6 protein-coding genes are annotated in these 16,489 nt (G+C 42.2%); 5 read left to right on the top strand and 1 reads right to left on the bottom strand.

Annotation, left to right across the window (positions count from 1 at the left end; translation table 11 throughout):
* The first annotated feature begins 50 nt into the window (after positions 1-50).
* Positions 51-1,214 (top strand): Gfo/Idh/MocA family protein, encoded by a 1,164-nt coding sequence (locus MMU07_RS03720; protein WP_241124621.1) that lies wholly within the window; start codon positions 51-53, stop codon positions 1,212-1,214.
* 67 nt (positions 1,215-1,281) lie between these two features.
* Here MMU07_RS03720 and MMU07_RS03715 read toward each other — a convergent pair whose 3' ends face one another.
* Positions 1,282-1,887: a DUF2911 domain-containing protein gene (locus tag MMU07_RS03715; protein WP_241124495.1), complete on the bottom strand. Its 606-nt coding sequence runs from the start codon at positions 1,885-1,887 to the stop codon at positions 1,282-1,284.
* A gap of 199 nt (positions 1,888-2,086) precedes the next feature.
* Between MMU07_RS03715 and MMU07_RS03710 the strand changes: the two genes are divergently transcribed.
* The 4 genes from MMU07_RS03710 (at position 2,087) to MMU07_RS03695 (ending at position 16,485) form a co-directional block, all read left to right on the top strand.
* Positions 2,087-11,695 carry a non-ribosomal peptide synthetase gene (locus MMU07_RS03710; protein ID WP_241124494.1) on the top strand — a complete coding sequence of 3,203 codons (9,609 nt, stop codon included), beginning with the start codon at positions 2,087-2,089 and terminating at the stop codon, positions 11,693-11,695.
* A gap of 90 nt (positions 11,696-11,785) precedes the next feature.
* Positions 11,786-13,114, top strand: a complete 1,329-nt coding sequence (locus MMU07_RS03705) for a Gfo/Idh/MocA family protein (protein WP_241124493.1) — start codon at positions 11,786-11,788, stop codon at positions 13,112-13,114.
* Between the two features lie 303 nt (positions 13,115-13,417).
* Positions 13,418-16,102: a non-ribosomal peptide synthetase gene (locus MMU07_RS03700; protein WP_241124492.1), complete on the top strand. Its 2,685-nt coding sequence runs from the start codon at positions 13,418-13,420 to the stop codon at positions 16,100-16,102.
* Positions 16,015-16,485: a thioesterase domain-containing protein gene (locus tag MMU07_RS03695; RefSeq protein WP_336246166.1), complete on the top strand. Its 471-nt coding sequence runs from the start codon at positions 16,015-16,017 to the stop codon at positions 16,483-16,485. Before MMU07_RS03700 ends, MMU07_RS03695 begins: the two co-directional genes overlap by 88 nt.
* Positions 16,486-16,489 lie beyond the last annotated feature (4 nt).

Raw genomic sequence — 16,489 nt, 5'->3', positions numbered from 1 at the left:
AACTTTTAAACTTTCTAACCCTTTGAAATTTTCAAATCTTTAAATCCAAAATAATGAGCAAAAAACATATAAGAATCGGACTCATAGGAACGGGGTTGATGGGTAGAATCCACACCAACGCCTACAAGCGTATACCTGACTTTTTCCCTGAATTTGAATACCTGCCTGTATTGCAAGCGGTATGTGCAAGGAGAGAAGATAAGGTCAAAGCCTTTGCTGAACAGTGGGGCTATGCCTCCTACGAAACAGATTGGAAGAAAATCATTGAAAGACCCGACATTGATGCGGTGGATATTTGTACGCCCAATGCTTTTCATGCCGAAATAGCCATTGCAGCAGCAGCTGCAGGAAAGATGATCCTTTGTGAAAAACCACTCTCCAAAACCTTGGAGGAAGGCGAAAAAATGGTCAAAGCAGCAGAAAATGCAGGCATTGCCAATACTGTTTGGTACAACTATAGAAAAGTCCCGGCTGTGACATTGGCCAAGCAAATCGTTGACTCGGGAAAACTGGGAAAAATATTCCATTACCGCGCCAATTTCCTTCAGGATTGGACAATCAATCCCGAACTGCCGCAAGGTGGAGATGGGCTTTGGAGATTAGATGTAGATGCTGCAGGTTCGGGAGTGACCGGAGACTTATTGGCACATTGCATCGATACGGCGATGTGGCTTAATGGCGGTATCAAAGATGTATCAGCAATGACCGAAACTTTCGTCAAAGAAAGGGTTCATCAGGGAAGTGGACAGGTTCAGAAAGTAGGCATTGACGATGCCTGTATCTTCCATTGCCACTTTGACAATGGTTCTCTCGGGCTTTTTGAGGCTACAAGGTACGCTAGGGGGCACAAGGCCCTTTATACCTTTGAAATCAACGGGGAACATGCCTCAATCAGGTGGGATTTACAGGACATGAACTGGTTGGAATATTTTGACCATAAAGATGATCCACATGTCAGGGGTTGGAGAAAAATCCACATCACCGAAGGCGAGCAACCTTACATGAAGAGATGGTGGATTCCCGGAACGAGTATCGGGTATGAGCATTCATTTATCCATCATGCAGCGGATTTTTTCCATAGCTTGGAAACCGGAAAACCCTGCTCACCGACTTTCAAAGATGCCTACGAAACCCAAAAAGTCTGTCAGGCTGTTCTGGATTCGGCTGCTGAGAAAAAATGGAAGGATACCGGCGTTGATTGGACAGAGAAGTAAAGTTAAAGGCAATAAAAAAACCTCCATAAAGGAGGTTTTTTTATTTTGAGATGTAATGAGGGAGTAATCAAAAAGCTCCTTTGAAGCCTTCCATTTTTTGGTCAACCTGAGTGTCCACCATAAATGACAACCTCACTTTATCCCAAGCCATGGTCACTTTGGCTACCTTGTTGTTTTCGGCAGAAATGGCATAAGAAAGTCTTTCCTGAGAATCAGCAGCCATCATTGGGGTTACTTTGATGGTAGCAGCATCATCTTTGGCAACTGCTTCCTCGTCAATTTTACCATCTTTCATATAAGCAAACACAGAATTGCCTTTCCCATTCAGGTGAACAGTCCACTCGCCTGAGGCCATTGGCGTGATGAAAATGGAATATTTACCGGCGCGAAGATTTTTACCACCAACGCTTACGCCTGTGCTGAATTCAATGATGGTGGTGGCATTGGCACCTGCTCTCCAAGTAACTCCATACTTTTCGATTTCCCCAAAAATCTGTCTTCCTTTTACAGCAGGAGAAGAATAATCAATGCTGATTTTGGTGAAACCAACATTTTGGGACACGAAGGCTGCAGGGCTGGCTGCAGGGGACTGAAGTTGTCCATGAGACTGCAATGAAGCTGCCAAAAACAACATCAAGGTGAATGCAAAGAAATAGATTCTGGTGTTTTTCATAGTTTTTATAATTTGGATTTATGGAATTGGAATGGTGAAGATACGATAAGGATCTCAAGTTAATTTAATGGTTTCTAAAAAACCATTGATTTTTGATGCCCAATGATTTTTTCTAAAAAAAGGTTATTTCTTAACTTTAGAATTCTAGCTTTAAATAGAAATTAAAAATCATTTTTTTAAAACCCAAAATAAATAAATCATGCTATTAACAAAATCGCCAAATACCCAATCAGCGACCAATTCCTCTCAATTAATCAGTGATTATTGGATTAAAAAGCTTGAAGGCATCGAAGAGTTACAACTGCCCAAGGATCATTCGAGGTCTTTGACCGATAGAACAGAAATCAATACCATCGATTTCCTGATAGACAGGTCTCTCCTTGACAATATTGTTTCCCACTTTTCCGAATCAAAGCCCTCACATCCTTTAGTCCTGTTGGCAGCTTTAAAGGTCTTACTTTATAGATACAGCAGTCAAAATGATTTTTGTATTGGCACCAACTTCAAGGAAACAGTAATTGAGAATCCAAACTCGGAGATTGTAAAAACCTCTTTTTTGGATTTTCTTCCCATTCGTTCAAAAATAGATGGCAGCCAAAATTTTGATGAGTTTGTTCAAAAATTAGAGATCGATTTAGCTGAAGCCAATTCCTACAATCAAATCTCTGTTGATCAATTAATTACTTCATTAGGAATACAGAACAAAAGGGATTTAAGCATACTTTTTACAGTCATTTTGGATTATCAAAAAAATACTGATTTAGAAGACCTTAACCAATCATCCAAAATAAACCTTGAAAATTTTAATTCAACTTTATTGTTTGGCTTTGTAGAAAATGAAGAAAAAATTGAAGGCCGTATCACCTTTGACAAGGAGTTCTATTGCTCTAAAACCATAAATAGAATGGTATCTCATCTTGTCAAACTTCTTGAATCCATTCATGCCCAAGCTTCCCAAAACATTGGTCTCTTAAACATTATTCCCATAGAGGAAGAATTCCAACTTCTGAAATCATTTAATGATACTTTCTCCCCTCTACCCAAAGGCAAAACAATCTTAGATTTATTTGAAAGCCAAGTCGTCAAAACGCCATATGCAATTGCAGTTGAGTTTGAAGGCGAACAGCTTTCATACAAGGACCTGGATATCAAATCCAATCACCTTGCTCATTATCTGACCAGAAACGGACTCCAACCTGAAAGCCTTGTTCCGATCTGTATAGACCGGTCTCTGGAGATGGTAATAGGCATCTTTGGAATCCTCAAATCAGGTGGGGCCTATGTCCCCATCGATCCTGGATTACCCAAAGATAGGATCGATTATATGGTCCAAGATACAAAGGCAGATTTTGTCATTTGCTCTTCCAAAACTGAACACAATTTCGGTAGTGAAATAAGCCTTGTGGTTGTGGACAAAGAAATGGAGTCAATCCTGAGGATGCCGTCAGAAGCAATCCTAAATTCACTATTACCCGATAACCTTGCCTACATCATCTATACCTCAGGTTCTACAGGAAAGCCCAAAGGTGTAATGATAGAGCACCAGAATGTGGCAAACTTCTTGGCAAGTATGTCGAAAAATGTAGAATTCGATGCTAATTCAAGTCTACTCTCGGTCACTACTTTTAGTTTTGACATCTTTTATCTTGAGCTTTTTCTTCCCCTTATCAATGGTGGCAGGGTATTCTTGGCAAGCAGGGAAATTGCCATGGATGGCTTCAGCCTTTCCAAAAAACTGGAAGAAGTCCGTCCTACGCACATGCAGGCAACGCCTTCGGGTTGGCAGATGTTACTCAATTCAGGATGGAAAAATCCACAAAATATCAAAATGCTCGTCGGTGGAGAAGCCCTCGGTGAGGAATTGAAAAATACTCTTGTGGGAATAGGCACACTTTGGAACATGTATGGTCCAACCGAAACAACTATCTGGTCAACCTTTAAAAAAATGGAGATCGGCCAAAAGGTTGCCATCGGGAAACCCATTGACAATACTGCTATCTACATCCTATCCTCAGATGGAATCCTAAACCCTGTCGGGATCCCGGGTGAACTCTGCATCGGGGGGAAAGGAGTCGGACGGGGTTACCTCAACAGACCTGAACTTTCCTCCCAAAAATTCCTTCCCGATCCCTTCAGCAACGTGTCCGGTGGAAGGATGTACCGCACAGGTGACCTTGCCAGGTGGCTTCACGACGGAAACATCGAATACCTCGGCAGGATGGACGATCAAGTCAAAATCAGGGGATACCGCATCGAGCTCGGCGAAATCGAATCCGTCCTGCTCCTCCACCACGGAGTGAGGCAGGCAGTGGTCATAGCAAAGGAAAACGGACAGGGTGACAAAAGACTCGTGGGATATGTGGTCTGCGACGGGACTTTCGACAAAGAATCCGTCAGTGCATTCCTCAGGTCAAAACTTCCTGAATATATGGTCCCCGCCCTTTGGCTTCAGCTCGAAAAACTCCCCCTCACCTTCAGCGGGAAAATCGACAGAAAGGCACTGCCCGAGGTCGGTTACGCAGATATGGGGAATGTCGAATATACTAAACCAAGAAATGACCTCGAAAAACAGCTTGCCGCGATCTGGCAGAGAATCCTCGGTTTGGACCGGATAGGCATCCACGATGACTTCTTTGCCCTTGGGGGACATTCCCTGCTAGCGATGCGGACCGTCGCAACAGTCAGAAAAGATTTGGGGGCAGAACTTTCGATCCGTGAACTGTTCTCAGCACCCACGGTTGAACAGCTTGCCCTGATACTCCAGTCCCGAAGCGGCCAGGCCTCCAGTTTTGCTCCGCAACCCATGGCAAGGCCTGAAAACATTCCCCTTTCCTACAATCAGCAGAGCCTCTGGTTCATTCATAAGCTCGAAGGAAGCATCCAATACCATATTCCACTGATCCTTGAAATCGAGGGGAAGCTCGACATACTAGCCCTGGAAGAAGCCCTTAAAACCATTGTCAACCGCCACGAAGTCCTCAGAACCGTCATCACAGAGAAAGACGGCAATTATTACCAAACCGTTCTCGGCAAAGATATCTGGAAGCTGGACAGATGGGATTTACCTGATCCGGAACTACTTGACAATGAAATTTCCGAACTGATAAGAACACCTTTCGACCTCGCCCATGACCACATGATGAGGGCATGCTTGATCACCAAAACCAAAGGCGATTATTGTCTGGTGATCACCATGCACCACATCTCCTCCGACGGATGGTCTGCAAACATCCTGAAAAAGGAACTCACCGAATGCTATCAGTCCATCTTCAACGGAATACAGGGTTCACTGCCCCCTCTGCCCATTCAGTACATTGACTATGCTATTTGGCAAAGAAATTTCCTCAACAGTGATGCAATCCAGAGTAAAATCGACTTCTGGAAAGCCAAACTCCAGAACGTCGCTCCGCTTCAGCTTCCTACCGATTTTGCAAGGCCGCCGATTCAGAGTAATAACGGGAATAGTTACCGTTTTTCAATCGATGATTCCGTGGTATCCCAACTGAAGGAATTGGGACAAAGTCATCAGACAACTCTTTTTATGACATTGCTGGCAGCATTCAAAACACTTCTTTATCGGTATAGTGGTCAGGAGGATATCTGCGTTGGCACACCTGTGGCAGGTAGAGAAAGCGAAGAAACGGATGATCTCATTGGGTTTTTTGTCAACACCTTGGCTCTTCGATCCAATCTAAGGGGAGACATGACCTTTACAGAACTTCTTAAAGATATCCGGACCACTACGCTGGAGTCTTTCGAATTCCAACAAATCCCCTTTGAAATGGTGGTGGAATCACTTAGACAAAAAAGAGACCTGAGCAGAAATCCTGTATTCCAGGTTTTATTCGTTTTGCAGAATGTTCCCAAAAATGAGGTCCGTCTGGATGATGTCTTGGTGTCGGATGAGACTTACGAGAATTTCACTTCGAAGTTTGACCTGACTTTCGAACTCACAGAAATGGAAAAGGGCATTGCAGGAATTGTAGAATACAATACAGACCTGTATAGGCCTGAAACAATGGAACGTTTCGTAAGCCACTTTATCCTTCTCCTGAAATCAATCGTTGAAAATCCATCTTTAAACCTTGATCTCATAAACATTATTCCTACTGAGGAAAGAACACTTCTGTTAGAAACTTTAAATGCTACGGAAGCGGAATACCCCCACGAGAAGACAATCGTGGACTTATTTGAGCAACAGGTGAATAAAACTCCCGATGCAGTGGCATTATTGTTCAGGGATAAAGAGCTAAGCTACAAAGAGCTGAATGAACGGTCGAACCAGTTTGCACATTATCTGATTGAAAGATACAATATTCAGACCGATGATCTGATAGGAATAGAATTGGAGCGCAGTGAGTGGATGGTGATAGGCATATTGGCGATCATCAAATCCGGTGGTGCCTATGTACCGATAGATCCTGAGTTTCCTGACCAGCGAAAGGATTTTATCAAAGAAGATGCGAGGTTGAAATTAGTTATCAATCAGGCTGAACTGGAAGAATTCAGGAAAGCCATAAATGAACGCAACTATCCAAACACAAATCCTGTAACCCGGATAAGTCCCGAGAACCTGATGTACGTGATTTACACCTCAGGTTCAACGGGTAAACCCAAAGGCTGTATGCTGGAGCATAGGGGCCTGGTCAACAGATTGGCTTGGATGCAGAAGTCTTATGCTTTGACAGAAAAAGATTGTATCCTGCAAAAGACCACTTTTACTTTCGATGTATCGGTATGGGAGCTGATTTGGTGGTCCCTGCAGGGGGCCTCTGTGAGTATGTTGGAACCTGGGGGAGAGAAACAACCCGAAAAGATTGTTTCGACAATAGAAGCCGCACAGGTTACGGTGTTACATTTTGTTCCAAGTATGCTTGAAGCCTTTTTAGAATTTTTGGGCAGCTCAACAGAAAACATTTTGAAGCTAAGCAGTCTAAAGCAGGTATATACCAGTGGAGAAGCCTTAAAAGCAGAACAGTTAAAGAGGTTCAAAGAATTGCTTCCGGCTGTAAGTCTAATGAATCTCTATGGTCCTACGGAAGCGAGCATAGATGTGAGTTACTATGCCTGTGAGACAGCTGAGGAACTGAGCATTCCAATAGGCAAACCGATTGACAACACAGCGCTTTACGTCTTAAATCCCACCCACCACCTCGTTCCTTATGGTACTGTCGGGGAGATTTGCATAGGCGGAGTAGGTTTGGCAAGGGGATATCTAAACCGGGAAGAGCTCACCAGGGAGAAATTTATAGAAAACCCCTACAGGCCTGAGGAACGATTATACAGAACTGGAGACTTGGGCAGATGGCGAGGGGACGGTAATTTAGAGTATCTGGGCAGGATGGACGATCAAGTCAAAATCAGGGGATACCGCATCGAGCTCGGTGAAATCGAATCCGTCTTGGTACTCCATCCCAATGTAAAGCAGGCGGTAGTCATGGCAAGAGAAAACGGACAGGGTGACAAAAGACTCGTGGGATATGTCATCTGCGACGGGACTTTCGACAAAGAATCCGTCAGTGCATTCCTCAGGTCAAAATTACCTGAATACATGGTGCCGGCTCTATGGGTAAAGCTCGAAAAACTACCCCTCACACTCAGCGGCAAAACCGACAGAAAAGCACTGCCCGATGTCGGAATCGGGGATATGGTGACCGCCGGATATACAGAACCAAGGAATGAGCAGGAAAAACAGCTTGCAGCCCTCTGGCAGAGAATCCTCGGTTTGGATCGGATAGGCATCCACGATGATTTCTTTGCATTAGGTGGACATTCCTTGCTAGCAATGCGTGCCGTTGCATCAATCAGGAAAGAACTGGGTTCCGAAATCAGCATTCTGGACTTCTTCTCTGCTCCTACTGTGGCTCAGCTTGCCCTAATCCTGATTTCCAGAGACAATGTCCTCTCCAACCAAGTACCAATGGTTGTGGCGAGGCCTGAAACCATCCCACTATCTTACAATCAACAAAGTCTTTGGTTTATCCATCAGTTGGAAGGAAGTATACAGTATCACATTCCGCTGATCCATAACATCCGGGGAAAGCTCGATATCCGTGCCTTGGAAGAAGTACTGAAAACCATTGTCAACCGCCATGAAGTCCTCAGAACCGTCATCACCGAGAAAGACGGGAACGATTGCCAAACCGTTCTCGGCAAAGGTCTCTGGAGGCTGGACAGGATGGAATTGCCTGATCCTGAACTCCTCAAAAATGAAATCACAAGACTGATCAGGATACCCTTTGACCTCGCCCATGACCACATGATGAGGGCCTGTCTGATCACCAAAGCCCAAGGAGATTATTGTCTGGTGATCACCATGCACCACATAGCCTCTGATGGATGGTCTGTCAATATCTTGAGAAAAGAACTCACCGAATGCTATCAGGCAATCACAAACGGAAAACCAATACCGCTTTCTCCCCTGCCACTCCAATATATTGATTATGCCATATGGCAAAGAAATTTCCTGAACAGTGATTCAATACAGCCCAAGATTGACTTCTGGAAAGCCAAACTCCAGAACGTCGCTCCACTTCAGCTTCCTACCGATTTTGCAAGGCCGCCGATTCAGAGTAATAACGGGAATAGTTACCGTTTTTCAATCGATGATTCCGTGGTATCCCAACTGAAGGAATTGGGACAAAGTCATCAGACAACTCTTTTTATGACATTGCTGGCAGCATTCAAAACACTTCTTTATCGGTATAGTGGTCAGGAGGATATCTGCGTTGGCACACCTGTGGCAGGTAGAGAAAGCGAAGAAACGGATGATCTCATTGGGTTTTTTGTCAACACCTTGGCTCTTCGATCCAATCTAAGGGGAGACATGACCTTTACAGAACTTCTTAAAGATATCCGGACCACTACGCTGGAGTCTTTCGAATTCCAACAAATCCCCTTTGAAATGGTGGTGGAATCACTTAGACAAAAAAGAGACCTGAGCAGAAATCCTGTATTCCAGGTTTTATTCGTTTTGCAGAATGTTCCCAAAAATGAGGTCCGTCTGGATGATGTCTTGGTGTCGGATGAGACTTACGAGAATTTCACTTCGAAGTTTGACCTGACTTTCGAACTCACAGAAATGGAAAAGGGCATTGCAGGAATTGTAGAATACAATACAGACCTGTATAGGCCTGAAACAATGGAACGTTTCGTAAGCCACTTTATCCTTCTCCTGAAATCAATCGTTGAAAATCCATCTTTAAACCTTGATCTCTTAAACATTATTCCTACTGAGGAAAGAACACTTCTGTTAGAAACTTTAAATGCTACAGAAGCTGAATACCCCCAAGATAAGACAATCGTGGACTTATTTGAGGAACAGGTGAATAAAACTCCTGATGCAACGGCATTATTGTTCAGGGATGATAAGCTAAGCTACAAAGAGCTGAATGAACGGTCGAACCAGTTTGCACATTATCTGATTGAAAAACACGGAGTGGTGAATGGGGATTTAGTAGGGATAAGGTTAGAACGCAGTGCTAGAATGGTTTTGAGCGTTTTGGGAGTTTTAAAAACTGGAGCCGCGTATGTGCCTATTGATATTGACTATCCGAAAGAGCGCATTGCCTTTATTAAACAGGACAGCGGTTGTAAATTATTAATTGATGAAGAAGAATGGGATGCATTTAAATTACAAGATACTTTGTATTCAATAGATAGACCCAATGTAACGATAAAGTTAACTGATGTAATATATGTGATTTATACCTCTGGTTCAACGGGTAATCCAAAGGGATGTGTATTGAATTATGGAGGGGTGAATAATTACTTGGATTGGACATCCGAATACAGTAGAGACATTAGTTATAGTAAAGTCGATTTGTTCAGCAGTTTATCCTTTGATTTTACAATAACTTCTTTATTCGGTGCACTGACACAAGGGAAGGCACTACACGTACATAATCAATTCGAGGATTTATCAAGACAGTTAAAAGAGATAGTTTTAAATCCTGAGAATGGATGGATAAAATTAACCCCCGCACACATTAAACTTATAGAGGAGCAAACGCTGCGAGAAGCTAGGAGCAAGGTATTTGTATTAGGAGGTGAAGCATTAACCAAGGAACTAATCGAATATTTGCGTAAAAATGAGGGTAGCAGAATATACAATGAATACGGCCCGACAGAAGCAACTGTTGGATGTATAGTAAAAGAGATAGGTGTTGACAATGAGCCTTACATAGGCACACCTATACAAAATACAGAAATATATCTCTTAGACTCTTCCCAACACTTGGTTCCTTATGGTGTTGTTGGAGAAATCTGCTTAGGAGGTGTTGGCATAGCAAGAGGTTATCTAAACAGAGATGATCTTACCAAAGAGAAATTTATAGAGAATCCATACAAGCCGGGGAAGCGGTTGTATAGAACAGGAGACTTAGGTAAGTGGGGCAAGGACCGTAATTTGGAGTATTTGGGTAGGATGGATGACCAAGTAAAGATTAGGGGGAACAGGATAGAATTGGGAGAGATTGAACAGGTATTGACAAGCCACCTAAAAGTGGAACAAGGGGTAGTGCTCGCCAGATTGCTAAAAAACACAACAGACAAAGAGCTGATAGCCTATAGCACAGGAATGGCTACGGCTGAGGAGATGAAGGCCTACTTAATGGAAAAGCTGCCACAATATATGGTGCCGAACTTTTATGTAAAGTTGGAGAAATTGCCACTAACCAGCAATGGAAAGATAGACAGAAAGGCTCTTCCTGATTTAAGTATTGGAGATATGGTTACACCCGATTATATCGAACCACGTTCTGAACTGGAAAAAAAACTTGCTGTCATCTGGCAAAGAATCCTCAGTTGGGAAAGGGTAGGTATACATGATGACTTCTTCGCTCTTGGGGGAAATTCCTTACTTTCTGTAAAAGTAATATCTGCCTTGGAAAAAGAAATTGGTTCAAAAATTCCCATTAACCTGATATTCAAATTTCCTAACATTTTTGCTTTCGCAAAGGCAATTGAAAATAGCAATCAAAATCAGGCAGGTTGGAATTCCCTCGTGGCGATCAAACCAAGTGGTTCTAAACCTCCATTATATATCGTACATGGAGTAGGTTCGGCGGTTTCTATCTATTATAGTCTAGCGAAATATATTGAAGACGACCAACCTATTTATGGTTTTCAGCCCAAAGGGTTAGATGGGAAAGAAGTTCCTAACAGCTCACTTGAAGAAATGGCCTCATATTATATTTCCCTGATGATCGATCAGAATCCATACGGCCCATACAATATATCCGGCTATTCCTTTGGCGGCTATGTCGCTTATGAAATGGCCCAACAACTTCATGCTATGGGGAGAAAAGTCGGGAAGCTTATTTTGTTTGACACATCATCTTTGGACTCCTACGAGAAACTTTCTGCTTTTGATAAATTAAAACTCAGATCAAAAATAATTCTTAACGAGATCAACTTTGTTTTGCATGAACCACAGGGTTATTTGGAAAAGAAAACAAGGTCATACAAAAGAAAAAGGGACAAACTTTTAGTAAAAATGAAGTTGAAACCTGATCCGAAATTTTTGGACGATTCGAGAAGCGTCCTGAATAGAGTCGCAAAAAATAATGCCGATATCTTAAGGAGCTATAAATTGGTTCCTTACCATGGCCCGATGGTTTTATTCCGCGCAAAAACCCAGGGGTTTTATGTTGAAGAGCCAAAATATTACGGATGGGTTCCTTTTGTAGAAAAGGTCAATGTTGTCCATGTTTCGGGCCACCATGACAACCTCTTTCACAAACCTGAGATTTTAAAAGAAATGGCTGAAAAAATCCAAAAGGTCCTTGATGAAAAACCCGGTTCATGATCCTGTATAAAAACCATCGCTTTCAACAGATCAGTAATCCAACTTAGAAGAATAAATCTCTCCCTCTTTTAGAATACTGAAAAACAATTTATGAAACCGACGAGAAGAAAATTTATTGAGAAAACTCTTACTACCACAGTAGGTATTGGCTTATTCAGCTTCATACCATCTAAAGTTTGGGCAAAAACGGTGAGACCAAGTGACCAAGTCAACGTGGCTCTGATTGGTTGCAATGGTCATGGATTCAGTATTTTGAGGCACCATCTGAATATGCCGGGAGTGAATTGTGTGGCGATTTGTGATGTGGATGAAAATGTTCTTTCTAAGAGAATCAAAGAAGTCAAAGAAACTTTTGGACAGGACCCAAAACCATTCAAAGATTTCAGGAAGGTTTTGGAGCAAAAAGATATAGATGCTGTCATAATTGGCACTCCGGACCATTGGCATTGTCTCATTATGGTTGCCGCATGTGCTGCAGGAAAAGATGTCTATGTCGAAAAGCCTTTAGCAAATTCAATCGGGGAATCCAGTATCATGGTTGAGGCGGCTGCCTATTACAAGCGTGTTGTTCAAGTTGGTCAACAGCAAAGGAGTGGCTATTCCTTTAGCGAGCCTGTCCGAATGATTAAAAACGGAGATATTGGAAAAATCCGAAAAGTAAATATTTGGTCCAATTTCAATTATGGAACAGGTGCCATTCCGGCCGGTGACAGTCTTGCTCCTTCAGGTGTGGATTACGATTTTTGGCTTGGACCTGCGCCGAAGCGCCCCTTTAATCCAACCCGCTTTCATGGAAGTTGGAGACATTTTTGGGATTATGGTGGAGGTTTGATGACTGATTGGGGCGTACACCTTTTGGATATGGGCATTTGGGCAATGCAAAATCCTAAAGCCCCTTTGAGAGTAATAACCACGGCAGTCAACTCTTCAACTGATGTCAGAAGCAGGGAAACGTTTGATACTATGTCAGTCATCTACGCCAATGAAGAATTTACAATCAACTGGGATATGACTGCAGGGATCCAGCAAGGGCCATATGGGAAATCTTATGGCATCGCTTTCATCGGTGAAAATGCCACAATTGTAGCTGACAGAAAATCTTTTCAGGTATATCCTGAATGGGACTCTGACAAAAAAGAGGCAAAGGCCGAAGCGTTCCTATTTACCGAAGGAAGTGAATCCCATAACCTGCATGTCAAAAATTTCATTGATTGCATTAAATCCAGAGAGACTCCTATTTGTCCACCCGAAACAGGCAGAATTGCTGCATTGTATGCCCACATACCCAATATCTCAGGAAGGACAAATGAGCCGATTTTGGATTGGGATGACAAAAAACAAATGTTCACAAACAGTAAAAAAGCCAATGGATTGATTACACCAACAAACAGAACTCCATGGGAATTTCCAAAATTTTGAAATTAAAATTAAGAGTCAGAATTTAGAAAATAAACTCCTCATCATGAAGTTAAATATTCAAATTGAATGGAAGGAGATCACACCGGACTGGAAATTGTTCAATTCCACTGTCAGATGAAATTCATTCAATTAGACTTAAGTTGTCCAAAAAACATTGATTGGATTCTAGGTAAAAAAGGAATGCTTTATCAAAAGGAATCATAAAAATTGGCTCGGATATCGAAAACGCTTATATTACCTACAAACGAATAGTAGTTTCGAATAAAGATTTGAAACGTTTTTAGTGACAAATAAAAATAAATCATGCTATTAACAAAATCGCAAATCACCCAATCAGCGACGGAGTCTCCCTTTTTAATCAAAGATTATTGGATTAAAAAGCTTGAAGGAATCGAAGATTTACAACTGCCCAAGGATCATTCGAGGTCTCTGACCGATAGAACAGAAATCAATACCATCAATTTCCTGATAGACAGGTCTCTTCTTGACAATATTGTTTCCCACTTTTCCGAATCAAAGCCCTCACATCCTTTAGTCCTGTTGGCAGCTTTAAAGGTCTTACTTTATAGATACAGCAGTCAAAATGATTTTTGTATTGGCACCAACTTCAAGGAAACAGTAATTGAGAATCCAAACTCGGAGAATGAAAAAGCCTTCTTTTTGGATTTTCTTCCCATTCGTTCCAAAATAGATAGCAGCCAAAATTTTGATGAGTTTGTTCAAAAATTAGAGATCGATTTAGCTGAAGCCAATTCCAATAATCGAATCTCTGTTGATCAGCTAATTTCCTTATTAGGAAAAAAGAATGAAAAGGATTTGAGGTTACTTTTCCCCGTCATTTTCGACTATCAAAAAAAACAAGATCTCAGTATCGAAAATCTGATCTCAAAAGTAAACCTTGAGGATTTTATTTCAAATTTACTGTTCTGCTTTGTAGAAAATGAAGAAAAAATTGAAGGCCGTATCACCTTTGACAAGGATTTCTATTGCTCTAAAACCATAAATAGGATGGTATCCCATTTTGTGACATTTCTTGAATCCATTCGTGCCCAACCTTCACAAAACCTTGATCTCTTAAACATTATTCCTACTGAGGAAAGAACACTTCTGTTAGAAACTTTAAATGCTACGGAAGCGGAATACCCCCACGAGAAGACAATCGTGGACTTATTTGAGCAACAGGTGAATAAAACTCCCGATGCAGTGGCATTATTGTTCAGGGATAAAGAGCTAAGCTACAAAGAGCTGAATGAACGGTCGAACCAGTTTGCACATTATCTGATTGAAAGATACAATATTCAGACCGATGATCTGATAGGAATAGAATTGGAGCGCAGTGAGTGGATGGTGATAGGCATATTGGCGATCATCAAATCCGGTGGTGCCTATGTACCGATAGATCCTGAGTTTCCTGACCAGCGAAAGGATTTTATCAAAGAAGATGCGAGGTTGAAATTAGTTATCAATCAGGCTGAACTGGAAGAATTCAGGAAAGCCATAAATGAACGCAACTATCCAAACACAAATCCTGTAACCCGGATAAGTCCCGAGAACCTGATGTACGTGATTTACACCTCAGGTTCAACGGGTAAACCCAAAGGCTGTATGCTGGAGCATAGGGGCCTGGTCAACAGATTGGCTTGGATGCAGAAGTCTTATGCTTTGACAGAAAAAGATTGTATCCTGCAAAAGACCACTTTTACTTTCGATGTATCGGTATGGGAGCTGATTTGGTGGTCCCTGCAGGGGGCCTCTGTGAGTATGTTGGAACCTGGGGGAGAGAAACAACCCGAAAAGATTGTTTCGACAATAGAAGCCGCACAGGTTACGGTGTTACATTTTGTTCCAAGTATGCTTGAAGCCTTTTTAGAATTTTTGGGCAGCTCAACAGAAAACATTTTGAAGCTAAGCAGTCTAAAGCAGGTATATACCAGTGGAGAAGCCTTAAAAGCAGAACAGTTAAAGAGGTTCAAAGAATTGCTTCCGGCTGTAAGTCTAATGAATCTCTATGGTCCTACGGAAGCGAGCATAGATGTGAGTTACTATGCCTGTGAGACAGCTGAGGAACTGAGCATTCCAATAGGCAAACCGATTGACAACACAGCGCTTTACGTCTTAAATCCCACCCACCACCTCGTTCCTTATGGTACTGTCGGGGAGATTTGCATAGGCGGAGTAGGTTTGGCAAGGGGATATCTAAACCGGGAAGAGCTCACCAGGGAGAAATTTATAGAAAACCCCTACAGGCCTGAGGAACGATTATACAGAACTGGAGACTTGGGCAGATGGCGAGGGGACGGTAATTTAGAGTATCTGGGCAGGATGGACGATCAAGTCAAAATCAGGGGATACCGCATCGAGCTCGGTGAAATCGAATCCGTCTTGGTACTCCATCCCAATGTAAAGCAGGCGGTAGTCATGGCAAGAGAAAACGGACAGGGTGACAAAAGACTCGTGGGATATGTCATCTGCGACGGGACTTTCGACAAAGAATCCGTCAGTGCATTCCTCAGGTCAAAATTACCTGAATACATGGTGCCGGCTCTATGGGTAAAGCTCGAAAAACTACCCCTCACACTCAGCGGCAAAACCGACAGAAAAGCACTGCCCGATGTCGGAATCGGGGATATGGTGACCGCCGGATATACAGAACCAAGGAATGAGCAGGAAAAACAGCTTGCCGCGATCTGGCAGAGAATCCTCGGTTTGGACCGGATAGGCATCCACGATGACTTCTTTGCCCTTGGGGGACATTCCCTGCTGGCGGTAAAAGTAATGTCAGCTTTGGAAAAAGAAAGTGGATTAAAACTTACCATTAACCTGATATTCAAATACCCGAGTATAGCGGAACTCGCCAATGCAATTGAGAACATCAACCAAAATCAGGTAGGTTTGAATTCATTATTAGATGTAAAAACCTCAAGAAGCAAACCGCCATTATATATGGTTCATGGTGGGGGTTCCTCGGCATCTATTTATTATATTTAGCAAAATTCATTGACACCGAACAGCCCATTTATGGCTTTCAGCCAAAAGGTCTGGATGGGAAGGAGGCAACTGACATATCTCTTGAAGGAATGGCTGAGTACTATATTTCACTTATGGTTGAAAAAAATCCGGATGGCCCTTATAATCTATCAGGCTATTGCTATGGGGGGATTGTGGCTTATGAAATGGCCAAACAGCTTCAATCAATGGGGAAAAAAGTCAATAAACTTATTCTATTTGATACAGCTGCGTTCGATTACCAAGAAAAACATTCACCATTTGAAAAAATTAACCTTATCTTAAATATTATCCTAGCTAAAGTAAACTTTTTTTTAAATGAACCTGGGGCATATTTAAGAAGGAAAAAAGGATATCTTTTATGAAAAA

Source organism: Cognataquiflexum nitidum (assembly GCF_022538055.1).
In the GTDB taxonomy this organism is placed as follows: domain Bacteria; phylum Bacteroidota; class Bacteroidia; order Cytophagales; family Cyclobacteriaceae; genus Cognataquiflexum; species Cognataquiflexum nitidum.
The sequence above is the reverse complement of the archived record's forward strand: the minus strand, read 5'-3'. Positions and strand labels throughout refer to the sequence as shown.

Coding starts and splice junctions, on each gene's coding strand:
- MMU07_RS03700 (WP_241124492.1), top strand. CDS start 13,418: ATGCTATTAACAAAATCGCAAATCACCCAATCAGCGACGGAGTCTCCC.
- MMU07_RS03715 (WP_241124495.1), bottom strand. CDS start 1,887: ATGAAAAACACCAGAATCTATTTCTTTGCATTCACCTTGATGTTGTTT.
- MMU07_RS03705 (WP_241124493.1), top strand. CDS start 11,786: ATGAAACCGACGAGAAGAAAATTTATTGAGAAAACTCTTACTACCACA.
- MMU07_RS03710 (WP_241124494.1), top strand. CDS start 2,087: ATGCTATTAACAAAATCGCCAAATACCCAATCAGCGACCAATTCCTCT.